This window comes from Azospirillum rugosum (assembly GCF_017876155.1).
Lineage (GTDB): Bacteria > Pseudomonadota > Alphaproteobacteria > Azospirillales > Azospirillaceae > Azospirillum > Azospirillum rugosum.
On sequence record NZ_JAGINP010000005.1, the window covers coordinates 206923 to 225812 of the forward strand.

The 18890-nt window shown below is 69.4% G+C and carries 16 protein-coding genes; 8 read left to right on the forward strand and 8 right to left on the reverse strand.

Going from position 1 to position 18890, the window contains the following annotated elements:
- Positions 1 to 88 precede the first annotated feature (88 nt).
- The 4 genes from J2851_RS09100 to J2851_RS09115 all read right to left on the reverse strand — a co-directional run bounded on the left by J2851_RS09100 (position 89) and on the right by J2851_RS09115 (position 5751).
- On the reverse strand, positions 89 to 3592 hold the full coding sequence (locus J2851_RS09100) for a tetratricopeptide repeat protein (protein WP_307419307.1): 3504 nt from the start codon (positions 3590 to 3592) through the stop codon (positions 89 to 91).
- Between the two features lie 72 nt (positions 3593 to 3664).
- Positions 3665 to 4348 carry an OmpA/MotB family protein gene (locus tag J2851_RS09105; RefSeq protein WP_209765883.1) on the reverse strand — a complete coding sequence of 228 codons (684 nt, stop codon included), beginning with the start codon at positions 4346 to 4348 and terminating at the stop codon, positions 3665 to 3667.
- Positions 4345 to 5046: a hypothetical protein gene (locus J2851_RS09110; RefSeq protein WP_246500527.1), complete on the reverse strand. Its 702-nt coding sequence runs from the start codon at positions 5044 to 5046 to the stop codon at positions 4345 to 4347. The genes J2851_RS09105 and J2851_RS09110 overlap by 4 nt, the downstream gene beginning before the upstream one ends.
- A 3-nt stretch (positions 5047 to 5049) precedes the next feature.
- The gene (locus J2851_RS09115) at positions 5050 to 5751 is read right to left on the reverse strand and encodes a protein phosphatase CheZ (protein WP_209765885.1); all 702 of its coding nucleotides are present in this window, start codon (positions 5749 to 5751) and stop codon (positions 5050 to 5052) included.
- Positions 5752 to 6192: 441 nt separating this feature from the next.
- Between J2851_RS09115 and J2851_RS09120 the strand changes: the two genes are divergently transcribed.
- On the forward strand, positions 6193 to 7581 hold the full coding sequence (locus J2851_RS09120; RefSeq protein ID WP_209765887.1) for a PI-PLC domain-containing protein: 1389 nt from the start codon (positions 6193 to 6195) through the stop codon (positions 7579 to 7581).
- 65 nt (positions 7582 to 7646) lie between these two features.
- Here the strand turns inward: J2851_RS09120 and J2851_RS09125 are convergent, their stop codons facing one another.
- The 4 genes from J2851_RS09125 to J2851_RS09140 form a co-directional block, all read right to left on the reverse strand.
- Entirely contained in the window at positions 7647 to 8537 is an 891-nt protein-coding gene (locus tag J2851_RS09125) for a MotE family protein (RefSeq protein ID WP_307419303.1), read from the reverse strand.
- 77 nt (positions 8538 to 8614) lie between these two features.
- Positions 8615 to 9268: a DUF6468 domain-containing protein gene (locus tag J2851_RS09130; RefSeq protein WP_209765891.1), complete on the reverse strand. Its 654-nt coding sequence runs from the start codon at positions 9266 to 9268 to the stop codon at positions 8615 to 8617.
- Positions 9265 to 10350 (reverse strand): flagellar motor switch protein FliM, encoded by a 1086-nt coding sequence (gene fliM, locus J2851_RS09135; protein WP_209765892.1) that lies wholly within the window; start codon positions 10348 to 10350, stop codon positions 9265 to 9267. Before fliM ends, J2851_RS09130 begins: the two co-directional genes overlap by 4 nt.
- A gap of 21 nt (positions 10351 to 10371) precedes the next feature.
- The gene (locus J2851_RS09140) at positions 10372 to 10902 is read right to left on the reverse strand and encodes a flagellar basal body-associated FliL family protein (RefSeq protein WP_209765893.1); all 531 of its coding nucleotides are present in this window, start codon (positions 10900 to 10902) and stop codon (positions 10372 to 10374) included.
- Positions 10903 to 11524: 622 nt separating this feature from the next.
- On the opposite strand from J2851_RS09140, the gene flgF reads away from it, so the two are divergent.
- The 7 genes from flgF (at position 11525) to J2851_RS09175 (ending at position 18879) form a co-directional block, all read left to right on the forward strand.
- The gene (flgF, locus tag J2851_RS09145) at positions 11525 to 12247 is read left to right on the forward strand and encodes a flagellar basal-body rod protein FlgF (RefSeq protein ID WP_209765894.1); all 723 of its coding nucleotides are present in this window, start codon (positions 11525 to 11527) and stop codon (positions 12245 to 12247) included.
- 64 nt (positions 12248 to 12311) lie between these two features.
- Entirely contained in the window at positions 12312 to 13097 is a 786-nt protein-coding gene (gene flgG, locus J2851_RS09150; RefSeq protein ID WP_209765895.1) for a flagellar basal-body rod protein FlgG, read from the forward strand.
- 44 nt (positions 13098 to 13141) lie between these two features.
- Positions 13142 to 13915: a flagellar basal body P-ring formation chaperone FlgA gene (gene flgA, locus J2851_RS09155; RefSeq protein ID WP_209765896.1), complete on the forward strand. Its 774-nt coding sequence runs from the start codon at positions 13142 to 13144 to the stop codon at positions 13913 to 13915.
- A 13-nt stretch (positions 13916 to 13928) separates the two neighbouring features.
- Positions 13929 to 14714 (forward strand): flagellar basal body L-ring protein FlgH, encoded by a 786-nt coding sequence (gene flgH / locus J2851_RS09160; protein WP_209765897.1) that lies wholly within the window; start codon positions 13929 to 13931, stop codon positions 14712 to 14714.
- A 243-nt stretch (positions 14715 to 14957) separates the two neighbouring features.
- Positions 14958 to 15320, forward strand: a complete 363-nt coding sequence (locus tag J2851_RS09165) for a hypothetical protein (RefSeq protein ID WP_209765898.1) — start codon at positions 14958 to 14960, stop codon at positions 15318 to 15320.
- A 145-nt stretch (positions 15321 to 15465) separates the two neighbouring features.
- The gene (locus tag J2851_RS09170; protein WP_209765901.1) at positions 15466 to 16359 is read left to right on the forward strand and encodes a GGDEF domain-containing protein; all 894 of its coding nucleotides are present in this window, start codon (positions 15466 to 15468) and stop codon (positions 16357 to 16359) included.
- A gap of 117 nt (positions 16360 to 16476) precedes the next feature.
- Complete coding sequence (locus tag J2851_RS09175; protein ID WP_209765902.1) at positions 16477 to 18879, forward strand: tetratricopeptide repeat protein; 2403 nt, start codon at positions 16477 to 16479, stop codon at positions 18877 to 18879.
- Positions 18880 to 18890 lie beyond the last annotated feature (11 nt).

The window sequence follows — 18890 nt, forward strand, 5'->3', positions numbered from 1 at the left end:
TCTCCGCGGGCAACGCGCGTCTTGCGTTGCAAGGATAGCAGCTCCTCAGCCGCCGGTCGAATCACGAAGAGCGGATCCCATTCCGGCGTCAATTGATCGCGGCGCTCTGCTTGCCCTTGTAGTTCTTCAGGAACTTCTGGAACACGTCCACCTCGGCGACGCGCGAGCGGACGGTGTTCACGTCGATCAGGCCGAGCGCCTGTTCCGGCCGGGTCAGCACGCGGAAGGCGTCGGCGTCCGGGCCGGCGGCCATGGCGACACCGAAGTCCTTGCGCAGCAGGTTCAGGCCCGTGCCGTCGCCGGCCAGCGCCAGCGCCACCGCGCGGTTCAGCACAAGCTGCGAGATGGACGGGTCGAGCGGCTGGCTGCCGGCCGGCGGCGCGCCGATGATCTTGTTGAGCGCGAAGGCCGCCGCCTCCCACTTCTGGCCGCGCCAGGCGATGTCCACCCGCAGCAGGTTGGCCGGCTTGCTGTCGTCCTGGGCGAGCAGCAGCAGCGCCTCGTCGCCGCGGCCAAGCTCCGCCAGCGCCTTGGCCTGCATCAGGCGGCGTTCCGCGGCGAGGTCGGGCGGAATGTTCGGGACGTTCGACAGCTCCAGCGCCTTCAGCGCGTCGTCCGGCTTGTTGTCGAGCAGCCGGACGGAGGCGAGCCGCGTGCCGACGCGGGCCTTGTCCTGGCCGGCGAGGCGGTATTCCACCTGATGCTGCAACAGGTCGGCGGCGCGGTTCAGAAGATCCACGGAGATCAGCCGCTCCGCCAGCTGGCGGATCACCTCGTCGCCCGCCTCCCCCACCGGGGTCAGCTCGCGGAACTGGTCATAGAGCTGGAGCGCGTCGATGGTCGGCAGGCGCTGCGCCCCGTCCTTGTAGAGGTCGGCGAAGACGCGCGACATCTCGCGCGTGATGGCCTCGGCGCGCGGCGTGTCGGCGACCAGCGCCGCGGTTTCCTTCATGGCGTTGAAGCCGTCGGCGAACTGACCGGCGGCGATCAGCACCTCGCCCATGCGCTGGCGGACCTTCATCTCCAAATCGTCGCCGCGCCAAGTGAAGGTCAGGCCGGCCAGCTGCTCCGCTGCGGCGGGCGGCGACATGCGGCCTTCCGCCAGCTGCAGGTTCACCAGCGCGAGCCCGGCCTTCGTCCGGTAGAAGCGGTCGAGGCTGTTGTAGGCGGCGTTCAGCTGCTCCACCGCGCGGTCGGTCTCGCCGGTCTGGGCGAGGAGCTGGCCGCGGAGATACTGGATGTCTGGCCGTTCCTCCGTGTCGGCGCCGCCGCGCTCGACGATGCGGTCGAGCAGACGCTTGGCGAAGGGCGCGTCGCGGGTTTCCAGCGCCGCCTCGGCCGCACGGGCCGCCAGCTTGGTCAGGATCGGGTCGGGGTAGCTGTTCAGGATCGGCGCGGCGGCCTTGAAGCCGGCCTGGGCGGTGGGCCAGTCGGCCCGGTCGGCGGCGATGGCGGCGCGCCACAGGGCGGCCTCGCTGTTGTTGGCGAGCGTCGGATGGCCCAGATCCTCGGCCGCCCCGACGTCGTCGCCGGCCAGCACGCGGGCGGCCCCGCGCAGGGCGCGGAATTCCGGCCAGCCCTCCAGGTCCGGCTGGTTCTGGAGCAGAACCTCCATCAGCCCCAGCGCCTCCTGCCCGAAACCGTTGGCGAAGTAGAAGCGCGCAAGGTCGAGCTGCGCCTTCGGCCGGTCCGAATCCGGGGCGTTGACGATGGCGAGCTGAAGCTCCTGCCGGCTGTCGGTGAAATGGTCGAGGTCGCCCTTCCGCCAGGCCGGCAGGTCGAACAGGCGCCGGCCGGTCGGCGACGGCTTGGGATCGGACGGCGGAGTCAGCGCACGCGGCGAGGCCCCGCCCGGCGACGGGACCTGGGCCTGCGGGGCCGCGGCCATCTGGGTCGGCGGAGAGGACGAGGGGCCGCCGGGGCGCGTGCCGGTGTCGGCCATGGGCGACAGGTGCAGACCGCCGGCCGTCGTCAGTTCCACCCCCTCCTTGACCGGGCGGACGGTGACATTGTCGGCGATCGGCCGGACCACGACGCCCTGGTAGGACGGCAGGACCTCCAGGTCGGGATAGCGGTGCGCCTCGGGAATGGCGTTCCCCGGCACCGGCAGCGGCACGATCTGCAAGCGGTCGCCGACGTCGGGGTCGGAGATGGTCACCACCGAGGCGGCGTCCCCCGCCCGCACCACAAGCCGCGCGCCGAGCAGGAAGTCCGGCTCCGGGTCGATGCGCAACTCGAAGGGCGGCGTGCCGGTCAGCCGCGTCGTCGGCGTGATCCGCCACGTCGTCCCCTGGCGCTCGATGTTCGGCCAGATCATCTGGCCGATGCGGGTGCGGAAGGCGCTGCCGCCGGTGGCCGGCACCGGCTCGATGGCGCCCAGCATCTCCGTCCCGCCGCCGAGCGCCTTGCCGGCGCCGATCGGCAGCGGCTTGTCGAAGACGACGTACAGGTGACCGGCGCGCGGGTAGACGGCGATGGAGGCCGGGCCGCCCGCGTCGAACACCAGCGTGGGCCCCTGGGCCGCCGTGGGGGCGGGCGAAGCGGCGGAGGGCGCGGGCTTGGTCGCCACCGCGGCGTTGGCCCCGGTCGCGGCGGCACCGGAGGCGGCCGAGGCGAGGCTCGGCGCTTCCTTGGGTGGCGGCGGGGCGGTCGGCGCAGGTGCGTTGGGTGCGGCGGCCGGTTGCGGGCGCACCGTCGTCGTCGTGGCGCCGGGCGGCGGCGGGACGGCCGGCGACGCCGCCTGCTGCGACGGCTGGTCCGGACGGGTCGCCGTGGGCACGCCCTCGGCCGGAGCCGCCTTGCGCGTGCCGGCGTTCAGCACGTCGAGCGTGACCGTCCTGCCGGACTTGGAGTCCTTGATCTCGGCGTCCTGCGGAGCGGCGAAGGTGACCGCCAGCGCGCCGTTGGGCTGCCGGTACTGCTCCACATTGTCGATGTTGCGCAGCTTGGCCTTGGCGAGCGGCGCGAGGTCCAGGGTGCCGGCGCGGTCGAACAGCACGGTGACGGCGGAGCCCTCACGCTGAATTTTGTAATCCACGCCTTTGGGCCAGGTGAAGGACATGCGGCTCTCGGCCGGCGTGTCGGCGGCGCGCACCCCCACCTTGCCGCCGGACGGCGCCGCCGCGGAGCCCGTGGGCTCCTTCCCCGCTGCCGGGGACGCGGACGAACCGCCGAGCTGCGCCTGCAATTCCGCCTGGGTCGGGGCCGGAGGCTCGGTCTTCGCGGGGTCGGCTTTCGCGGCCTGGGTCTTGGACTCCGCGACGGGGGCCAGGTCGAGCGCGACGGCGTTGCCGTTGCGGAAGCTCTTCAGCGCGACGGGGCGCTTCAGGTCGAATGTGACGGTCTTGCCGTCGCCGCCGATGCGCACGCCGGACAGGTAGCCGGGCAGCGCCGACACGGCGCGGTCCAGCGCGGCGTTGATCGGCTGGTCGAAGGTGACGACCAGGGCGTCGCCCTGCACCGCCGCGCTGTAGCCGACCTGCTGCGGCCAGTCGAAGACGACGCGGCCGAAGGTCTTGTGCGCGGCGGCGCGCACGGGCACGTCCACTGCCCACGCGGTCGGCGTGACGGCGAGCAAAGCCGTGGCAGCCACGAAGCCGCACAGCCACCGCCGGTATGCCGGACCACCACCCATAAACCTGCCCCTTCGCCCCTAACTCTACACCTAACCCTCGGCCTCGTCGCGCACGACGATGTCCACCCGGGCCCCATCGGCGGCGACCGGAGCCGCCATCACCCCGCGCGCCACGAGGTCGCGCTTGTACCCCGTCTCGCGCAGGGCCGCCGCGATGGCGACCGAGCGGGTCAGCGCCCGTTCCCAGGCCCGCCCGTCGGCCTGGTCCTCGCGCTCGGCGTGGCCGACCACCTCGATGCGGTTGCCGATCCGGCCGACCGCCGCGCCCAGGAGATACAGCACCCGCCGTCCCTGGTCCGTAAAGGTAACTCCGGACGCGTCGAACATGAGACTGCCCGGAAGGCCTATCACCACGCGGTCATCCTCGCGCCGCACCTCCACGGACGCCAAGTCCTCGTTCGTCCCCGTCTGCGTCCGCAGCAGCGCGCCGAGATAGTCGAGGTTCATGGCGGACTGCGTTTCCACCGTCGTGGCGTTGAAGGCCGCCTTCGGCTCCGGCGCCGCGTTGGACGGGCTGGTGGCGGTGGAGCGGGCCGACGACAACGACTTCGACAGGCCGGTCCAGCGCTGCGCCTCCGGCTCGCTCATGGAATACATCAGCACGAAGAAGGCCAGCAGCAGCGACATCAGGTCGGTGAAGCTGATCAGCCAGATCGTGCGGTTGTGCCCCCCGCTCTTGTCCTCGGCCTTGGGGAGCTTCGGCAGGCGGATCATCGACGCCCCCCGTTGCGTGGCTCGTCCGCCAGACGCAGGCTGAACAGCAGGCGGACGGCGCCGGGGTCGCCGCGTTCGATGCCCACGGTCACCGATCCGGCCGGGGCGCCGTCGGCGACCAGGGCGCGGGCGAGCGCGCCGGCGCGCACCACCGGGCCGGGTGGCTGGCTGGGCACGGCGGTGGCGCCAATGGCGAGCAGCGCGTCCAGCTCGATCCGCTCACCGGGGCGGGAGTCCAGCAGGCTCGCCGCGACGCGGTCGATCAGACCCTGGCGGTCCGGGCGCAGGTCGGCGGTGCCGGGAACGAACAGCTCGTCCGCCGGCAGGCGCACCTCCAGCAGGCGGCCGGGCGTCACCGCCTCCACCTTCGCCACGGCGACCGCGGTGGCGAACAGGTTGCCCACGCCTTCCAGCCGCTGCACGGCGAAGACCGTGCCGGCACGGGACGCCACGGGGTCGGTCCGCTCGCGCAGGCGCGGGTCGATGAAGAAGGTCTGGAAGCTGCGCTCCAGCGATCCCAGGACGGTGCGGACACGGTGTGTGGTCTGCACCGACTGGGCGTTCAGCACGATGAAGAACACGAGAAGCAGCAGGAACAAGGACAGCAGAAGCACGATGCTGCCGTTGTTCGGATTTGGCCGGCTGCCCGACGCATGACGATCCGTCGTGGCGAGATGTCTGGGGCCGGGCGCCGCCATGGGCTAGTCGAAGCTCGCCAGCAGGCGGTCGATCTCGTCCTGGTCCATGGCGGCGCTGGTTTTCTGCGGGCCGTGCAGCAGCGAGGATTCCGGGTCGTCGGCCGGACGGTCGGTGGCGAAATTCGGGGCCGGGTCGGCGTGCGGCACGGCGGCCGGACGCGTGTGATTTTGCCGCACCTCGTCGCCGAAGGCGGCGACGATCATGTCCACCTTGGATTCGATGTGCTTCAGCGTGCGCACGACCTTGGAGATGCGCTGGCCGGTGATGTCCTGGAAGTTGCACGCCTCGAAGATCTTGGTGACCTGGTCGGTGAGCTTGGCCCCCTGCTCCGCCTCGATCTGGCCGGCGATGCCGGAGATGGCGTCGCAGGCGTCGAAGATGGCGAAGGTCGCCTGCTCCGTCGCCCCGACCACGGCGTCCAGCTCGTCCGTCGCGTTGGGGATGTGCTGGTCGCGGATCTCCGCGGGCTGGAGGGCCGACAGCTCCTCCTTGGCGTTCTCGATGAAGCGGGCGAGGTCCACCACCTCCTTGTAGAGGCGCAGGTCCGTGGCGGAGATGTCGCCGTCCATGGTGGACAGGATGGAGCGGACGATGTCCGTCACCTCCTCGCGCGACAGCGGCTGGGCCGCTTCGGCGTGGGCGGCGTCGATCTGCTGGCGCAGATGCTTCTGTTCGGCGAGCGAGAAGGAGACGGTCGGGGGCATGTGGGTTCCGATATCTGGTCGGGCCGGCGTTCCATTCGGGTCCGTCGGCACGGTCCAGGCATGGCCCGCCGACGCTGGGATGACCCAACGTCGCGCCCTTGCGCAGCAGCCGCCGACTCGGAGCTTTGTCAGCCTGCTTTAACCTAGTTTCGGACGGTTAACACCGCGTTAAGCGCATGACACAGATCACGATGCCGTCCCGGTGCCGGCATTCCCGCCATCGGCATCCCGATCGGCGCAATGGACGCGCCAAGCCGCTTCGTCCGGTCCTGCCACTGGACCGCGGCCCATTCTCCCAGGATTCTCCAAAATAATGGGAAAATAATACAAATAGAAAATTGCCGTTCACGGCGATCAGTTCGCCAACGTCCTCTTTCCTGTCGCTCTCCTGTCGATGCCTGCGATTTGGAGAGATTGCAATTTTGAAATCTGGAGCCAAAAATGTCAGCCCAAAACACGACGTTGGCGGTCGTCAACACCTCCGGCGCCGACATCACGTGGATCGATATCTCCAAGGTCGACAGCTACGATTGGGAATCCGGCAACCGGCCCGACCGCAATTTCCAGGGCGCATCCATCGCGAACAACGATTCGCGTTGCCAGCCGGAAGACCTGAACAGCCACGCAAAGTCCTCCCCGTGCAATTTCCGCCTGATCTTCCGCGACGGCACCGACCTGACCTTCCGCACGGACCAGAAGGACGCGCTGACCAAGCACAACCGCCTTGTCACGACCGAGGGCTCCGCGTCCGGGCGCCTGAAGCTGTACCAGTCGTCGGGCGGCGGCATGAACGCGCTGACCATCGTGCCGGCGACGCTGCCGGACAACAGCGGCTGGATGGGAAAGCTGCTGGCGGTGAAGCCCGACGTGACGGTGAACGCCCTGACCATGCCCGGAAGTCACGACGCCGGCATGTACAAGATCACCGACACCTCGACCATCTGCGCGGACGACTGGGCGCTGACCCAGGACCGGACGATCTTCGAGCAGTTGCAGTCCGGCTCGCGCTATTTCGACCTGCGGGTCCGGCGCTCCGGCGGCATTTACTACACCGGTCACTATTCCAGCACCTCATCCTCGGCGACCGGCCTGAACGGCGGCTCGCTGGCCGACGTCCTGGCCGACGTGGTCAAGTTCATGAAGCTCGACGCCGCGCGCAAGGAAACGGTGTTCCTGAAATTCTCGCACACCGAGGACAAGCTCGACACGGCGGACATCGTTGCCAAGATCTCGGACGGGCTTGGCGACTACAAATTCACGACGCCCAACAGCGAACTGGTCATTCAGAAGGCGGCGCTCCGGACCTTCTCCGGCAAGGTGGTCTGCCTCTATGACAGCGAGTTCAAGAAGCAGTGGAATTTCCGAAACGGCGCCTTCCCCTACATCGACATCCCGAACCCGCCGTTCGACAACGGCTTCGTCCAGACCTGGCCCAACTTGCCGCCCGTCTACGACCCCAGCCGTGTCGGGCCGACCTATACGATCGACGAGCCGGGCATGCAGGTGTTCGACCACTACGCGGACTCCAGCAGCTACACGACCATGGCCTCGGATCAGAACAGCCTGCTGAATCGCTGGGGCGGCTACGGCCAGAATTACGCCTTCCTGATCTCCTGGACGCTCACCGGCTCCGCGACGAGTTCGGTTAAGGACGTGCGGGTCCTGGCGACGATGTGCAACCCGCACCTGCCAAACTACACCACGGCTTGGCGCACCGAATACAAGGGCCTGAAGTCGACGATCCCGCCGACCCGGCCGAACATCGTCTATTACGACTTCGTCACGCCGGAACTTTGCTCCTGCATCATCGACGTGAATTACCTGAAGTAGGGGGCGAACGGGCGGCGCCGGGCGCGCCGCCCATTCCCGCCAGAGCGGCCACGGCGCGCGGAAGTTTACTTCGTCGGCGACGACGGCAGGCCGCGCCGTTCCACAAGGGCGGAGGTGACCTCCTTGGCCTTCATCGGGTCCATGGCGGCCAGGATGGGGGCCGTCTTGGTTTCCTTCATGCGCTCGATCACGCCGAGCAGCACGGACATGTCCAGTTCCTCGAAGATGCGCGCGGCCTCCTTGGGCTTCATCGTCTCGTAGATCTTCACGAGGCTTTCGAGCTGGGCCGCCTGCTTCTCGTCGCCCTGGCGCATCAGCTTCTGGATGTCGCCGCGGACCTTCTCCATCTCCTGGACCTTCTGGTCGATCCGCTTCTCCGCGGCGTTCAGGAGGGCCTCGCGCTGCTCGATCTCCTTGGTGCGCTTCTCGATCTCGGCGCGGCGCTCGGCGAAGTGCTGGAGCAGCTCCTCGTTCTTCACCGGCCCGAGCGCCGCGTTGTCCGGCGGCGGGGCGGCCGACGGGGCCGGGCCGCCGCTGGAACCGCCGGGGGACGGCCCCTGCGCCACGGTGGGCGGCGGGCTGGTCTTCGGCGTGTTGGCGGCGAGCTGGAGCGGGGGTGCCGCGGTTCCCTGCCCCTGCGCCAGGGTCGCCGGAAAATCGGGAAGCCGCGCCTCGCGCGTGGCGACGCGCCACAGGTCGCCGACCCGCACGCCCAGCATCAGCACGGCGACGAAAATCGTCAGCGGCAGCAGGCGGAAACGCAGCCCGCGCATCCGCTCCCGCAGCCGTTCGGAGAGCGGCCGGCGCGGCACCGCGGGCTTGCGCGCCTTCGCCTTGGACTTTGCCTTCGGCTTGGCCTTGGACGCCGTTTGGGCGCCCGGCTTCGGCGCGGCTTGGGACGTCACGGAAGGGCCCGGCCGCACGCCGGTCGGCACGGCGCCGGCGGGCCGGATCACCACCTTCTCGTCAGCGGCGCCTGCGTCCGATCGGGGGCCGGATGCGGCGGGCCTGCCCTTTGCGGAGGATGCGTCGCTCATCCGACCCCCTTGCCGGCGTTCTCGATCGCCTGCAGCAGTTCACGCTCGGCGCGCGACAGGCTCTCGCCCTCGCGCACGATGGGATCGCGCGGCTCGGCCGATGGCGCCGTCCGCCGCATCGGCGGGTCGGCGCGCAGCGGTTCCGCGCGCAAGGGCAATCCACCGCCCAGATGCCCGCCGAGAGGACCACCGAGGGGGCCGTCGTCGTGGTCCTCCTCGTGGTCGTCGTGCTCGTCCTCGATCAGGGGTCGTGGCGCGACCGTCGGACGGACGGACAGGCCGGGGCGGCCGGCGGCGGGACGCGACGGAACGCCGCCCGGCTTCTGCCGGTCGCCGGCGACGGCGCCCAGGCGGTTGGCCAGCGCGTCGGCCGCCTCGATCATGAATTCCAGCTCGTCGCGGAGGGTCTGCGCCTTGGCGACCGTGCGCTGGAGATCCTCGCCGGTGTCGTGGGCGGTCTTCTTCAGCCCGCGCACCCCGGTTTCCGCCCGGCTCATCGCCTCGTTGAGGCCCTGGATCAGGTCGTTCATCTCGCCGCGGCTCTCGCGCAGGCGGATGATCTGCTTGTTGAGGATGATCGCGTAGGCGATGGTCGCGGCCAGAAGCCCGACGATCACCAGATCGAGGATGATCGTGATGATCGGACTCATAGCCGCATGACCTCCTGCTTGGGCAATTCCCGTTCGATGCGCACGGCGATGTGGCCGCCCTTGCGCCCCATGCGCCCCTGGAACATGGACACGTCGCCGCAGCGCAGCTCGATCGCGCCGTCGGGCGTCGCGTTCAAGAGGATGCGCGTGCCGACCCGCCAGTTCAGCACGTCGTGCAGCGTCATCGTCACCTCGTCCAGCACCGCGGACAGGTCCACGTCGGTGACCAGCAGCTCCGACGCCAGGTGGGTTTCCCAGATGGAGTCGCGGCCGAACTTCTCACCCATGAACATCTGGAGCAGAAGCTCACGGACGGGTTCGAGGGTGGCGTAGGGGATCATCAACTCCAGCCGGCCGCCGCGATCCTCCATGTCGATGCGCAGCTTGACCAGCACCGCCGCGTTGGCCGGGCGGGCGATGGTCGCGAAGCGCGGGTTCGTCTCCAGCCGGTCGAAGCGGAAGGTGACCGGCGACAGCGGGTCGAAGGCGGCGGACAGGTCGGACAGCACCACGTGGACCATGCGCTCCACGAGGTTGCGTTCGATGGTCGTGTAGGGGCGGCCCTCGATGCGCATCGCCGCCGTGCCGCGCCGCCCGCCCAGCAGCACGTCCACGATGGAGTAGATCAGCGCGGAGTCCACGACCATCAGGCCGTAGTTGTCCCACTCCTCCGCCTTGAAGACGGACAGCATCGCCGGCAGCGGGATGGAATTCAGGTAGTCGCCGAAGCGCACCGACGAGATCTGGTCGAGGCTGACCTCGACGTTGTCGGAGGTGAAGTTGCGCAACGACGTGGACATCATGCGGACGAGGCGGTCGAAGACCACCTCCAGCATGGGCAGGCGTTCGTAGTTGACCAGCGCCGAGTTGACCAGCGCCATGATGCCGGAGTTGTCGCCGTCCCCGGCGCCGCCCTGGTCGAAGCCCAGCAGGCTGTCGATCTCGTCCTGGTTCAGGACGCGCGTCGAGCCCCCACCGCCGCCCATGTCGCCCATGTCGGCCATGTCGCCGCTGTCTTCGGCGAGGGCGGCCCATTCGGCGGCAAGCCGTTCCTCTTCGCTGAGTTCTTCGGTGTTGCTCATCCGTCGTCCCCGCCGCCCCGCCTACTGGACCAGCATTTCCTTGAACAGAACGTCCTTCACCTTCACCGGGAAGGTCGCGGCGTTGATGCGCATCAGCAGTTCCTGGCGCAGGCGGTACATGCCGGCCGATCCCTTCAGATCCTCCAGCCGCAGCTCGCGCAGATACACCTGGAAATTGTCGATGATGCGCGGCAGGACATGCTCCACCGCCGGTTGGTCCTCCCCCTTGGACAGCTGGATGGAGATCTTGATCTTCAGGAACGCGGGACGCTTGCCGCTGCTGTTCAGGTTCACCAGCATGTCCGGCAGGTCGTAGAAGACGGGTGCGGCGTGCGGGTCCGGCTGGGCCGGTTCCGCCGGATGCTCCGCCTGCTCTTCCTTCTTGCCGAGCAGGCTGTCGAGCAGGCCGCTGAAATACACCCCCGCCCCCGCGCCGATCAGCAGCACGAGCGGAAGGACGATGAACAGGACCAGCTTCTTGCCGCTGAATTTCTTGCGCGGCAGGCCATCGGTCGAAACATCGCCGGCGTCGTCTTCAGCGTGCGCGGTCATGGAATCCTAAGCGCGAGCGGTGGCGGTGGATGGCCTTGCCGGCGGCCTTACCGGCATGTGACACCCTATCTTTCGGATAGTTAACAAAGCCTTACAACGAGTGGGCGAGCCTGTGACCGTGCGGCAACCCGTGCTTCGGCACGAAACTTGATTGGGGCCACGCCGGAGAACCGATTCCAGCCGGAGGACCGCGCAGGCACCACGTCCCATTTCAACCCGCATCACGACCGAGTGCCCTCTCCCTGCCTCGCAGGGAGAGGGAGGGGCCCACGCCGTTGGCGTGGGAGGGTGAGGGCTAGGTTTTCCCGAGAAACCAAGCCCTCACCCTCCCGCGTTCCGCGGGTCCCTCCCTCTCCCGCCGGGGGCGGGAGAGGGTTGGTTTCCACCCCGCACGCCTCCCCGGCGTCGCGGGACCGGGATCCTTTTGCCCCGTGCCCACCGGCAGGGCTTTCCGACCCCACGGCAGGAATTGCCCGGCAGGCGCTGCCGCAGCGGCGCCGAAAGGACGGCGCACGCCCGGACTCCGGCTCGGCAGCCGCCTCGGCACGGTTGGCACGCGCCGTGCAAAGCCTCAAGCGCCGGCCGGGAAGGCCCGCCGGCCCGAGATGAGGTGAGGTCGCCGATGGAAACCCCGATTTACGTCGCCCTGTCGCGCCAGATGACCCTGCGCCGTCAGCTGGACGTGATCTCGAACAACATCGCGAACATGAACACCACGGGCTTCAAGCAACAGCGCATGCTGTTCACGGAGTTCCTGGAACGGCCGGGCATGCACGAGCAGGTCAGCTTCGTGCAGGACCGCGCGGTGGTGCGCGACCTCGCGACCGGCGGCCTGACGCAGACCGGCAACCCGCTGGACGTCGCGCTGACCGGACACGGCTACTTCACGGTCGATACGGCGAACGGTCCCCGCTACACGCGGGCCGGAAACTTCCAGCTGAACGACCAGCGGCAGCTGGTGGACGGCGGCGGACTGCCGGTTCTGGCCGACAACCGCCAGCCGATCACCATCCCGGAGGGCACCCGCGACATCAAGATCACCGGCGACGGCACGGTCGCCACCGAGCTGGGCCCGGTGGGCAAGCTGAACATCGTGACCTTCAAGAACGAGCAGCTGATGACCGAGGTCGGGTCCGGCCTGTACGTCAGCGACGAGGAGCCGCAGCCGGCCCCGGCGGACACGAAGGTGGCACAGGGAATGCTAGAGAATTCCAACGTGAAGCCGGTGGTGGAGATGACGGCGATGATCGACATCCAGCGCCAGTACCAGTCGAACCAGCGGATGATCGAGAACGAGCACGAACGCATCCGCAGCGCCATCCAGAAGCTGGGCCGCACGGTCTGATCCGGCCCCTCAACCAGGGCCTCGATCCGAGAGCCTGACCGAACGAGTTTTAGGAGTACGGACCATGCGCAGCCTCGCCATCGGCGCCACCGGCATGATCGCCCAGCAGCTGAACGTCGAAACCATCTCGAACAACATCGCCAACGCGACGACGACCGGCTTCAAGAAGCAGCGCGCCGAGTTCCAGGACCTGCTGTACCAGAACTTCCGCCGCATCGGCTCCACCTCGTCGGACGCCGGCACCATCGTGCCGACCGGCGTGCAGGTGGGTGCCGGCGTGCGCGTCGCCGCGGTCGCCCGCGTGCTGGAGCAGGGCAACCTGACGGTCACCGACAACAAGCTGGACCTGGCGGTCAACGGTTCGGGCTATTTCCAGGTGACGCTGCCCAGCGGCGACACCGCCTACACCCGCGCCGGCAACTTCAAGCTGTCGCCGGAAGGCATCATCGTCACCGCCGACGGCTACCCCGTGCAGCCCAACATCACCATCCCGGCGGAAGCCGTGGACGTCGCCATCAACCCGTCGGGCGAGGTGCTGGTGAAGCTGGACGGCCAGGTGCAGTCGCAGAACGCCGGCCAGCTCCAGCTCGCCACCTTCGCCAACGCCGCCGGCCTGGAAGCGGTCGGCGACAACCTGTTCCTGCAGACCCCGGCCTCGGGCCAGGCGGTGACCGGCAACCCCGGCAACCCCGGCTTCGGCCGCGTGACGCAGGGCGCGCTGGAGACCTCGAACGTCAACATCGTGCAGGAGATCACCACCCTGATCTCCGCCCAGCGCGCCTACGAGATGAACTCCAAGATCATCAAGACCACCGACGAGATGATGCAGCAGGCCGGGCAGATGCGCTGACGCCGCCAGCCAGCCCGCACCATCCATCGTAAGGACCGACCGCCATGCTCCGCTTCGCCTCCCTCCTCCTCGGCACCGCTCTCGCCGTTTCCGTCCTGGCCGGCCCGACCGCCCTGGCGCAGACGCCGTCGGATTCCATGGTGGGCGAGACGCAGAAGCCGCAGGCCGCCATCTACGGCCCGACCCACGTCGAGGCGGTGCTGTCGGAGGCGCTGGCCCGCTACATCACCGTCGGCCGCCTGCAGATGGAGCTGGACAGCCGCGCGATCGAAATGCGCGCCCCGCCGGGCGCCGGCGGGCTGACGGTGGAGAACCTCTACTACAACCCGGTCCAGGGCCGCTTCGCCGCGGAGATCGTCGTCGCCGACACCCGCCCGGCCGTGCGCCTGCCGGTCGCCGGCCGCGCCTTCGGCGTCGTGCAGGTGCCGGTGCTGGCCCGCCGCGTCGTGCCCGGCGACATCATCGGCGCCGCCGACGTGGACTGGCAGGACGTGCGCACCGACCAGACCGGCAGCGACATCGCCGCCACCGACGCGCAGCTGATCGGCATGACGCCCAAGCGCGGCGTGCCGGTGAACATGCCGGTCCGCCTTCGCGACCTTCAGTCGCCGCGGATGATCGACAAGGGCGCGCTCGTCACCATCACGTTGGTCACCGCCAACATCACGCTGTCGGCCCAGGGCAAGGCCCTGCAGGACGGCGGCAAGGGCGACGTCATCCGCGTCGTCAACACCCAATCCAACCGCATCGTCGAAGCGACGGTCGCCGGCCCCAACATCGTCGCCGTGGCAAAGCCCGGCGTGATCGCGATGAAGTGAGGAGAAAGCTCCAATGACCGCCCATCCGTCCATCGCCCGCCCGCGTGTGATCCATGGAGCCCTCCGCGTCGCGCTGCTCGCCGCCGTCGCAGCCAGCCTGCCGGCCTGCAACGCCATGCAGCGCGTGGCCGACATCGGCTCCGCGCCTGAGCTGAGCAAGATCCAGGACCCGCACGCCCAGCCCGGCTACCAGCCGGTCAGCCTGCCGATGCCGACCCCGCTGCCGACGGAGCGCAACCCGAACTCCCTGTGGCGCAACGGCTCCAAGGCCTTCTTCAAGGACCAGCGCGCCAGCAAGGTGGGCGACCTGCTGACCGTCGACATCCAGATCAACGACCAGGCGCAGCTGAACAACGAGAGCAAGCGGTCGCGCGACAACTCCGACAAGGCCGGCCTGCCCGCCTTCCTCGGCTTCCAGACCAAGGCCCTGAAGAGCGTGCTGCCCGACGACGTGAGCGCCGACAGCCTGGTGGACCTGTCCAGCACCACCTCCAACAACGGCAAGGGCAGCGTCAACCGCAAGGAGCAGATCGCGCTCAAGGTCGCGGCGCTGGTCACCCAGTCGCTGCCCAACGGCAACATGGTCATCCAGGGCCGGCAGGAGGTGCGCGTCAACTACGAGGTGCGCGACCTGATCATCACCGGCGTCATCCGGCCGGAAGACATCACCGCCCAGAACACCATCAGCTACGAGAAGGTGGCGGAGGCCCGCATCTCCTACGGCGGCCGCGGCCAGATCACCGACGTGCAGCAGCCCCGCTACGGCCAGCAGCTGTTCGACATCATCATGCCGTTCTAAATCACCCCGTTCCAAGGACTGGGGAAGGCAGGGTGGGAACTCCGGTTCCTGCCCTGCATTCGCGTGTCCGGGTGGGAAGTTCCTGCCGGTGGGCCACTTCTGCCGCGCCCGCCTTTGCCGCGCCTCGATGGAAATGCGCGTGTGGTGTGGACCGGCTCACAGCCGGGCCGGGCGGACGCGGGTAGGGTCTGGTTATCGACAACGCCGGGGCGCGGGCCCTGGCCTCAGACCCAGGAGCCCACCATGATCCGCACCTCGCTGCTCGCCGGTTTCGCCACGCTGGCCCTGCTGTCCGCCCCGGCCATGGCGCAGAACATCACCAGCCTGAACAACACCGCCGCGGGCGTCGGCAACGTCGCGGTGCAGAACGCCTTCACCAAGCAGAAGGGCGGCGGCTTCCTCGGCGGGCCGAACATCGTCAACATGAACAACACCGCGGCCGGCATCGGCAACCTGGCGGTCCAGAACGGCACCGTGATCCAGAAGACCCCGAAGGTCGGCCCGCTCGGCGTGCCCTTCGGCGGCGGCAACCAGTTCCAGGCCAACAACATGGCCGCCGGCATCGGCAACTTCGCCAAGCAGAACGCTTTCGGCATCCAGAAGTAACGCGGTCCCCTGCGCCGCCCCAAGCCTCGACCGGCGTGCCGTCCGGTCGAGGCTGTCGCGTCTTCCCGTTCCACAGAATTCCATACCGCTGTAACGCTTCCTTCAAGACCCTGTGTTTCACTGGGCTGTCGGGCGTGGAGGCGGGATGCGGATCCTGGTTGTTGATGATTCGCGCATGGCGCGCATGGTGCTGTGCCAGCAGCTGGAAGGTCTGGGCCATCAGACGGCGTTCGCGGCCAGCGGCGAGGAAGCGCTGGCCCGCTGCCGCGACGAGTCCTTCGACGTCGCGCTGGTCGATTTCCGCGTCGGCGCCATGGAGGGCGTGGAGGTGTGCTGGCACCTGCGCGCGGCGCAGGGGGCGAAGCACCTTTACCTCATGCTGATGATCCCCGGCAGCATCACCAACCAGTTCTTCGAGGTGGTGGAGAACGGCGCCGACGAGTTCCTGCGCAAGCCGCTGGACTTGGTCTGGCTGCGCGCCCGGTTGCTTGCCGCCTCGCGCGTGGTGGAGATGCAGCGCCAGTTGGAACGGCTTGCCACCACCGACTCGCTGACCGGCGCGCTGAACCGCGGACGCTTCATGACGCGGGCGGCGGGCGAGGCGGCGCAGGCTCAACGCTCCGGCCGGCCGCTGTCGGCGATCATGCTGGACATCGACCACTTCAAGAAGATCAACGACACCCACGGCCACGCCACCGGCGACGAGGCGATCCGCAGCGTCGTGCGCGTCTGCCGGACGCTGGTGCGCGGCGCCGACATCCTGGGCCGCCTTGGCGGCGAGGAGTTCGCCATCCTGCTGCCCGACACGCCGCTGCAGGGCGCGGCGCTGCTGGCCGAGCGGCTGCGCGCGGCGTTGGCGGCGACCCAGGTGCGGCTTCCCGGCGGCGGGGCGGTGACCTTCACCGTCAGCATCGGCGTCAGCGCGCTGCGCCCGGAGGAGGAGGCGGTGAGCGCCCTGCTGGCGCGCGCGGACGAGGCCCTGTACCGCGCGAAGAACGGCGGACGGAACCGGGTGGTGTGCGACGAGGCGACCACGTAGCGTGGCCGATCCGGGCGCCATGCATTTGTCCGCTGACTCCCGATGCCGGCTGTCTTAAGGTGCTCGCCCCTGGGTGGTGCGGGTGACGGACGGAGTTCGGACCAGGATATGTGTGCGATGGACAGGCAATCACGCGACCTCGCGCAGGCGATCGAGTTCCATCGGGCCGGCGACATCGCGTGCGCGGAGGCCATCTACGCGCGGCTGCTCAAGGCGAACCCGCGCAACAGCGAGGCCCTGCACCTTCTGGGAGTCGCCTGCTACCAGCGGCGGCACTTCGAGCGCTCGGCCCGGCTGATCGCCGACGCCATCGCCATCCGGAAGGACCCCGCCTACTTCTTCAATCTCGGCTACGCGCTTCAAGGGCTGGACCGCACGGAGGAGGCGATGGCCGCCTACCGGGACGCGCTGGCCCTGCGCCCCGATTACCCGGAGGCCCAGAACAACCTCGGCAACGCCCTGAAGACGCTGGATCGGCTGGAGGACGCCGTCGTCGCCTACGGCCGCGCGCTGACCCTCCAGCCTGCCTTCACGAGCATCCTCTTCAACCGCGGCACCGCTCTCTTCAGGCTGGACCGGATCGAGGAGGCGGCGGACGCCTTCCGCGAGGCCACGCGCCATTTTCCCGACAACCCCGAGGCCCAGCACGACCTCGGCGTCTCCCTGCGCAAGCTGAAGCGGCCGGGGGAGGCCGTCGCGGCCTTCCGCGCCGCGCTCGCGCTGCGGCCCGACCATGCGGAGGCCGCGCAGAGCCTCGGCAACGCCTTCCGCGACCTGAAGAGCCCCGACGAGGCGGTCGCCGCCTTCCGCCGGACGCTCGTCCTGCGCCCCGATCATGCGGAGGGCCATTTCCTGCTCGGCACCGCGTTGCAGGACCGGCGCGATTTCAACGCGGCGCTGGCCGCCCACCGCACCGCGCTCCGGCTGAAGCCGGACGCCTCGGAAACGGCCAACAACCTCGGCAACACGCTCCAGGCGCTCGGGCGCAGTGGCGAGGCGCTGGACGCCCACCGCCGCGCCCTGGTGCTGAACCCCGACCTGCCGGAGGTTCTCAACAACGTCGCCAACTCGCTGCAAACCTTGGGGGATTCCCTCGGGGCCCTTCGGTTCTACCACCGGGCCCTGGCGGTTCGGCCCGACTATCCGGACGGGCAGCTGAACCGCGCGTTCACCCTGCTGCTGGAAGGACGATTCGCCGAGGGCTGGGACGCCTACGAGTGGCGCCGGCCGCGCACCGGGCTCGACGCGCGCGGATTCGCGCAGCCGCTGTGGAACGGCGAGCGCGGCGAGGGCCGGACGCTGCTCCTGCACAGCGAGCAGGGGCTGGGCGACACGATCCAGTTCGCGCGCTACGTCCCGATGGCGGTTGAGCGCGGCTGGAAGGTCGTCTTCGAGGTGCCGCCCCCGCTGAAGGGTCTGTTCGGCCCGATGCCCGGCGTAACGCTGGTGGCCGGAAACGACCCCCTGCCCCCCTGCGACGCCCAGTGCCCCCTGATGAGCCTGCCGCGCGCCTTCGCCACGACCCTGGAGACGATCCCGCCCCCGATGCCCCTGATGGACGCCGGACCGGACCGAGTGGAGCGATGGCGCGCCCGCATATCCAACGATCCGGCGGGCGGCGCGCTGCGCGTCGGCATCGTCTGGGCGGGCAACCCATCGCACAAGAACGATCACAACCGGTCCATCCCGCTCCACCGGCTGGCGCCCTGGCTGCGGATTCCCGGCGTCCGCTTCTACGCGCTTCAGAAGGATGTGCGTCCGGCCGACGCGGCGGTGCTGGAGGCGCTGGGCGACGTCGTCACGCCGCTGGGGCCCGACCTCCGCGATTGGACCGACACGGCGGCGGCGCTGTCCGCGCTGGATCTGCTGGTCAGCGTGGACACCTCGGTCGCCCATCTGGCCGGGACGCTCGGCCGGCCGGTCTGGATGCTGCTGCCCTTCGCCGCGGACTGGCGCTGGCTGCGCGACCGCGAGGACAGCCCCTGGTACCCGTCCATGCGGCTGTTCCGGCAACCGTCCGCCGGGGACTGGGACGCGGTGTTCGCGCGGATGGCCGGGGAGTTGGCCCGACTCGCCGCGGCGAAGGCGGAAAGAAAGCCGCCCACGATCACGGTCGCGGTCGGACCCGGAGAACTGCTGGACCGCATCACGACGCTGGAACTGCGCCTGGCCGACACCGACGACAGCACCGACGGTGACGCGGTCCGGAACGGCATGCAGGCCGAACTCGCCACGCTGGAGCGCAGCGCGGCCCTTCATCTGCCGGCGACGAGCGCCCTGAAGGACCTGCGCGCCCGGTTGGCCAGCCTCAACGCCGAGCTGGCAGCGGTCGAGGAGGCCTTGCGGGATTGCGAGGAGCGCCAGGACTTCGGGCCGCGATTCGTCGGGCTGGCGCGCGCCGGCCTGCGGGCGGGCGAACGGCACGCCGACACCCTGCGCCGGATCGACGCGCTTGCCGGCAGCGGCGACGCGGTTTGCGCCCACGAAGAAAGCCCCCCGCCGGTGCCGGCGGAGGGCTGATCGCTCTTCGG

Coding starts and splice junctions, on each gene's coding strand:
- J2851_RS09175 (WP_209765902.1), top strand. CDS start 16,477: ATGGACAGGCAATCACGCGACCTCGCGCAGGCGATCGAGTTCCATCGG.
- flgF (WP_209765894.1), top strand. CDS start 11,525: ATGGAAACCCCGATTTACGTCGCCCTGTCGCGCCAGATGACCCTGCGC.
- J2851_RS09170 (WP_209765901.1), top strand. CDS start 15,466: ATGCGGATCCTGGTTGTTGATGATTCGCGCATGGCGCGCATGGTGCTG.
- flgH (WP_209765897.1), top strand. CDS start 13,929: ATGACCGCCCATCCGTCCATCGCCCGCCCGCGTGTGATCCATGGAGCC.
- J2851_RS09110 (WP_246500527.1), bottom strand. CDS start 5,046: ATGGCGGCGCCCGGCCCCAGACATCTCGCCACGACGGATCGTCATGCG.
- J2851_RS09165 (WP_209765898.1), top strand. CDS start 14,958: ATGATCCGCACCTCGCTGCTCGCCGGTTTCGCCACGCTGGCCCTGCTG.
- J2851_RS09120 (WP_209765887.1), top strand. CDS start 6,193: ATGTCAGCCCAAAACACGACGTTGGCGGTCGTCAACACCTCCGGCGCC.
- J2851_RS09105 (WP_209765883.1), bottom strand. CDS start 4,348: ATGATCCGCCTGCCGAAGCTCCCCAAGGCCGAGGACAAGAGCGGGGGG.
- flgG (WP_209765895.1), top strand. CDS start 12,312: ATGCGCAGCCTCGCCATCGGCGCCACCGGCATGATCGCCCAGCAGCTG.
- fliM (WP_209765892.1), bottom strand. CDS start 10,350: ATGAGCAACACCGAAGAACTCAGCGAAGAGGAACGGCTTGCCGCCGAA.
- J2851_RS09115 (WP_209765885.1), bottom strand. CDS start 5,751: ATGCCCCCGACCGTCTCCTTCTCGCTCGCCGAACAGAAGCATCTGCGC.
- flgA (WP_209765896.1), top strand. CDS start 13,142: ATGCTCCGCTTCGCCTCCCTCCTCCTCGGCACCGCTCTCGCCGTTTCC.
- J2851_RS09130 (WP_209765891.1), bottom strand. CDS start 9,268: ATGAGTCCGATCATCACGATCATCCTCGATCTGGTGATCGTCGGGCTT.
- J2851_RS09140 (WP_209765893.1), bottom strand. CDS start 10,902: ATGACCGCGCACGCTGAAGACGACGCCGGCGATGTTTCGACCGATGGC.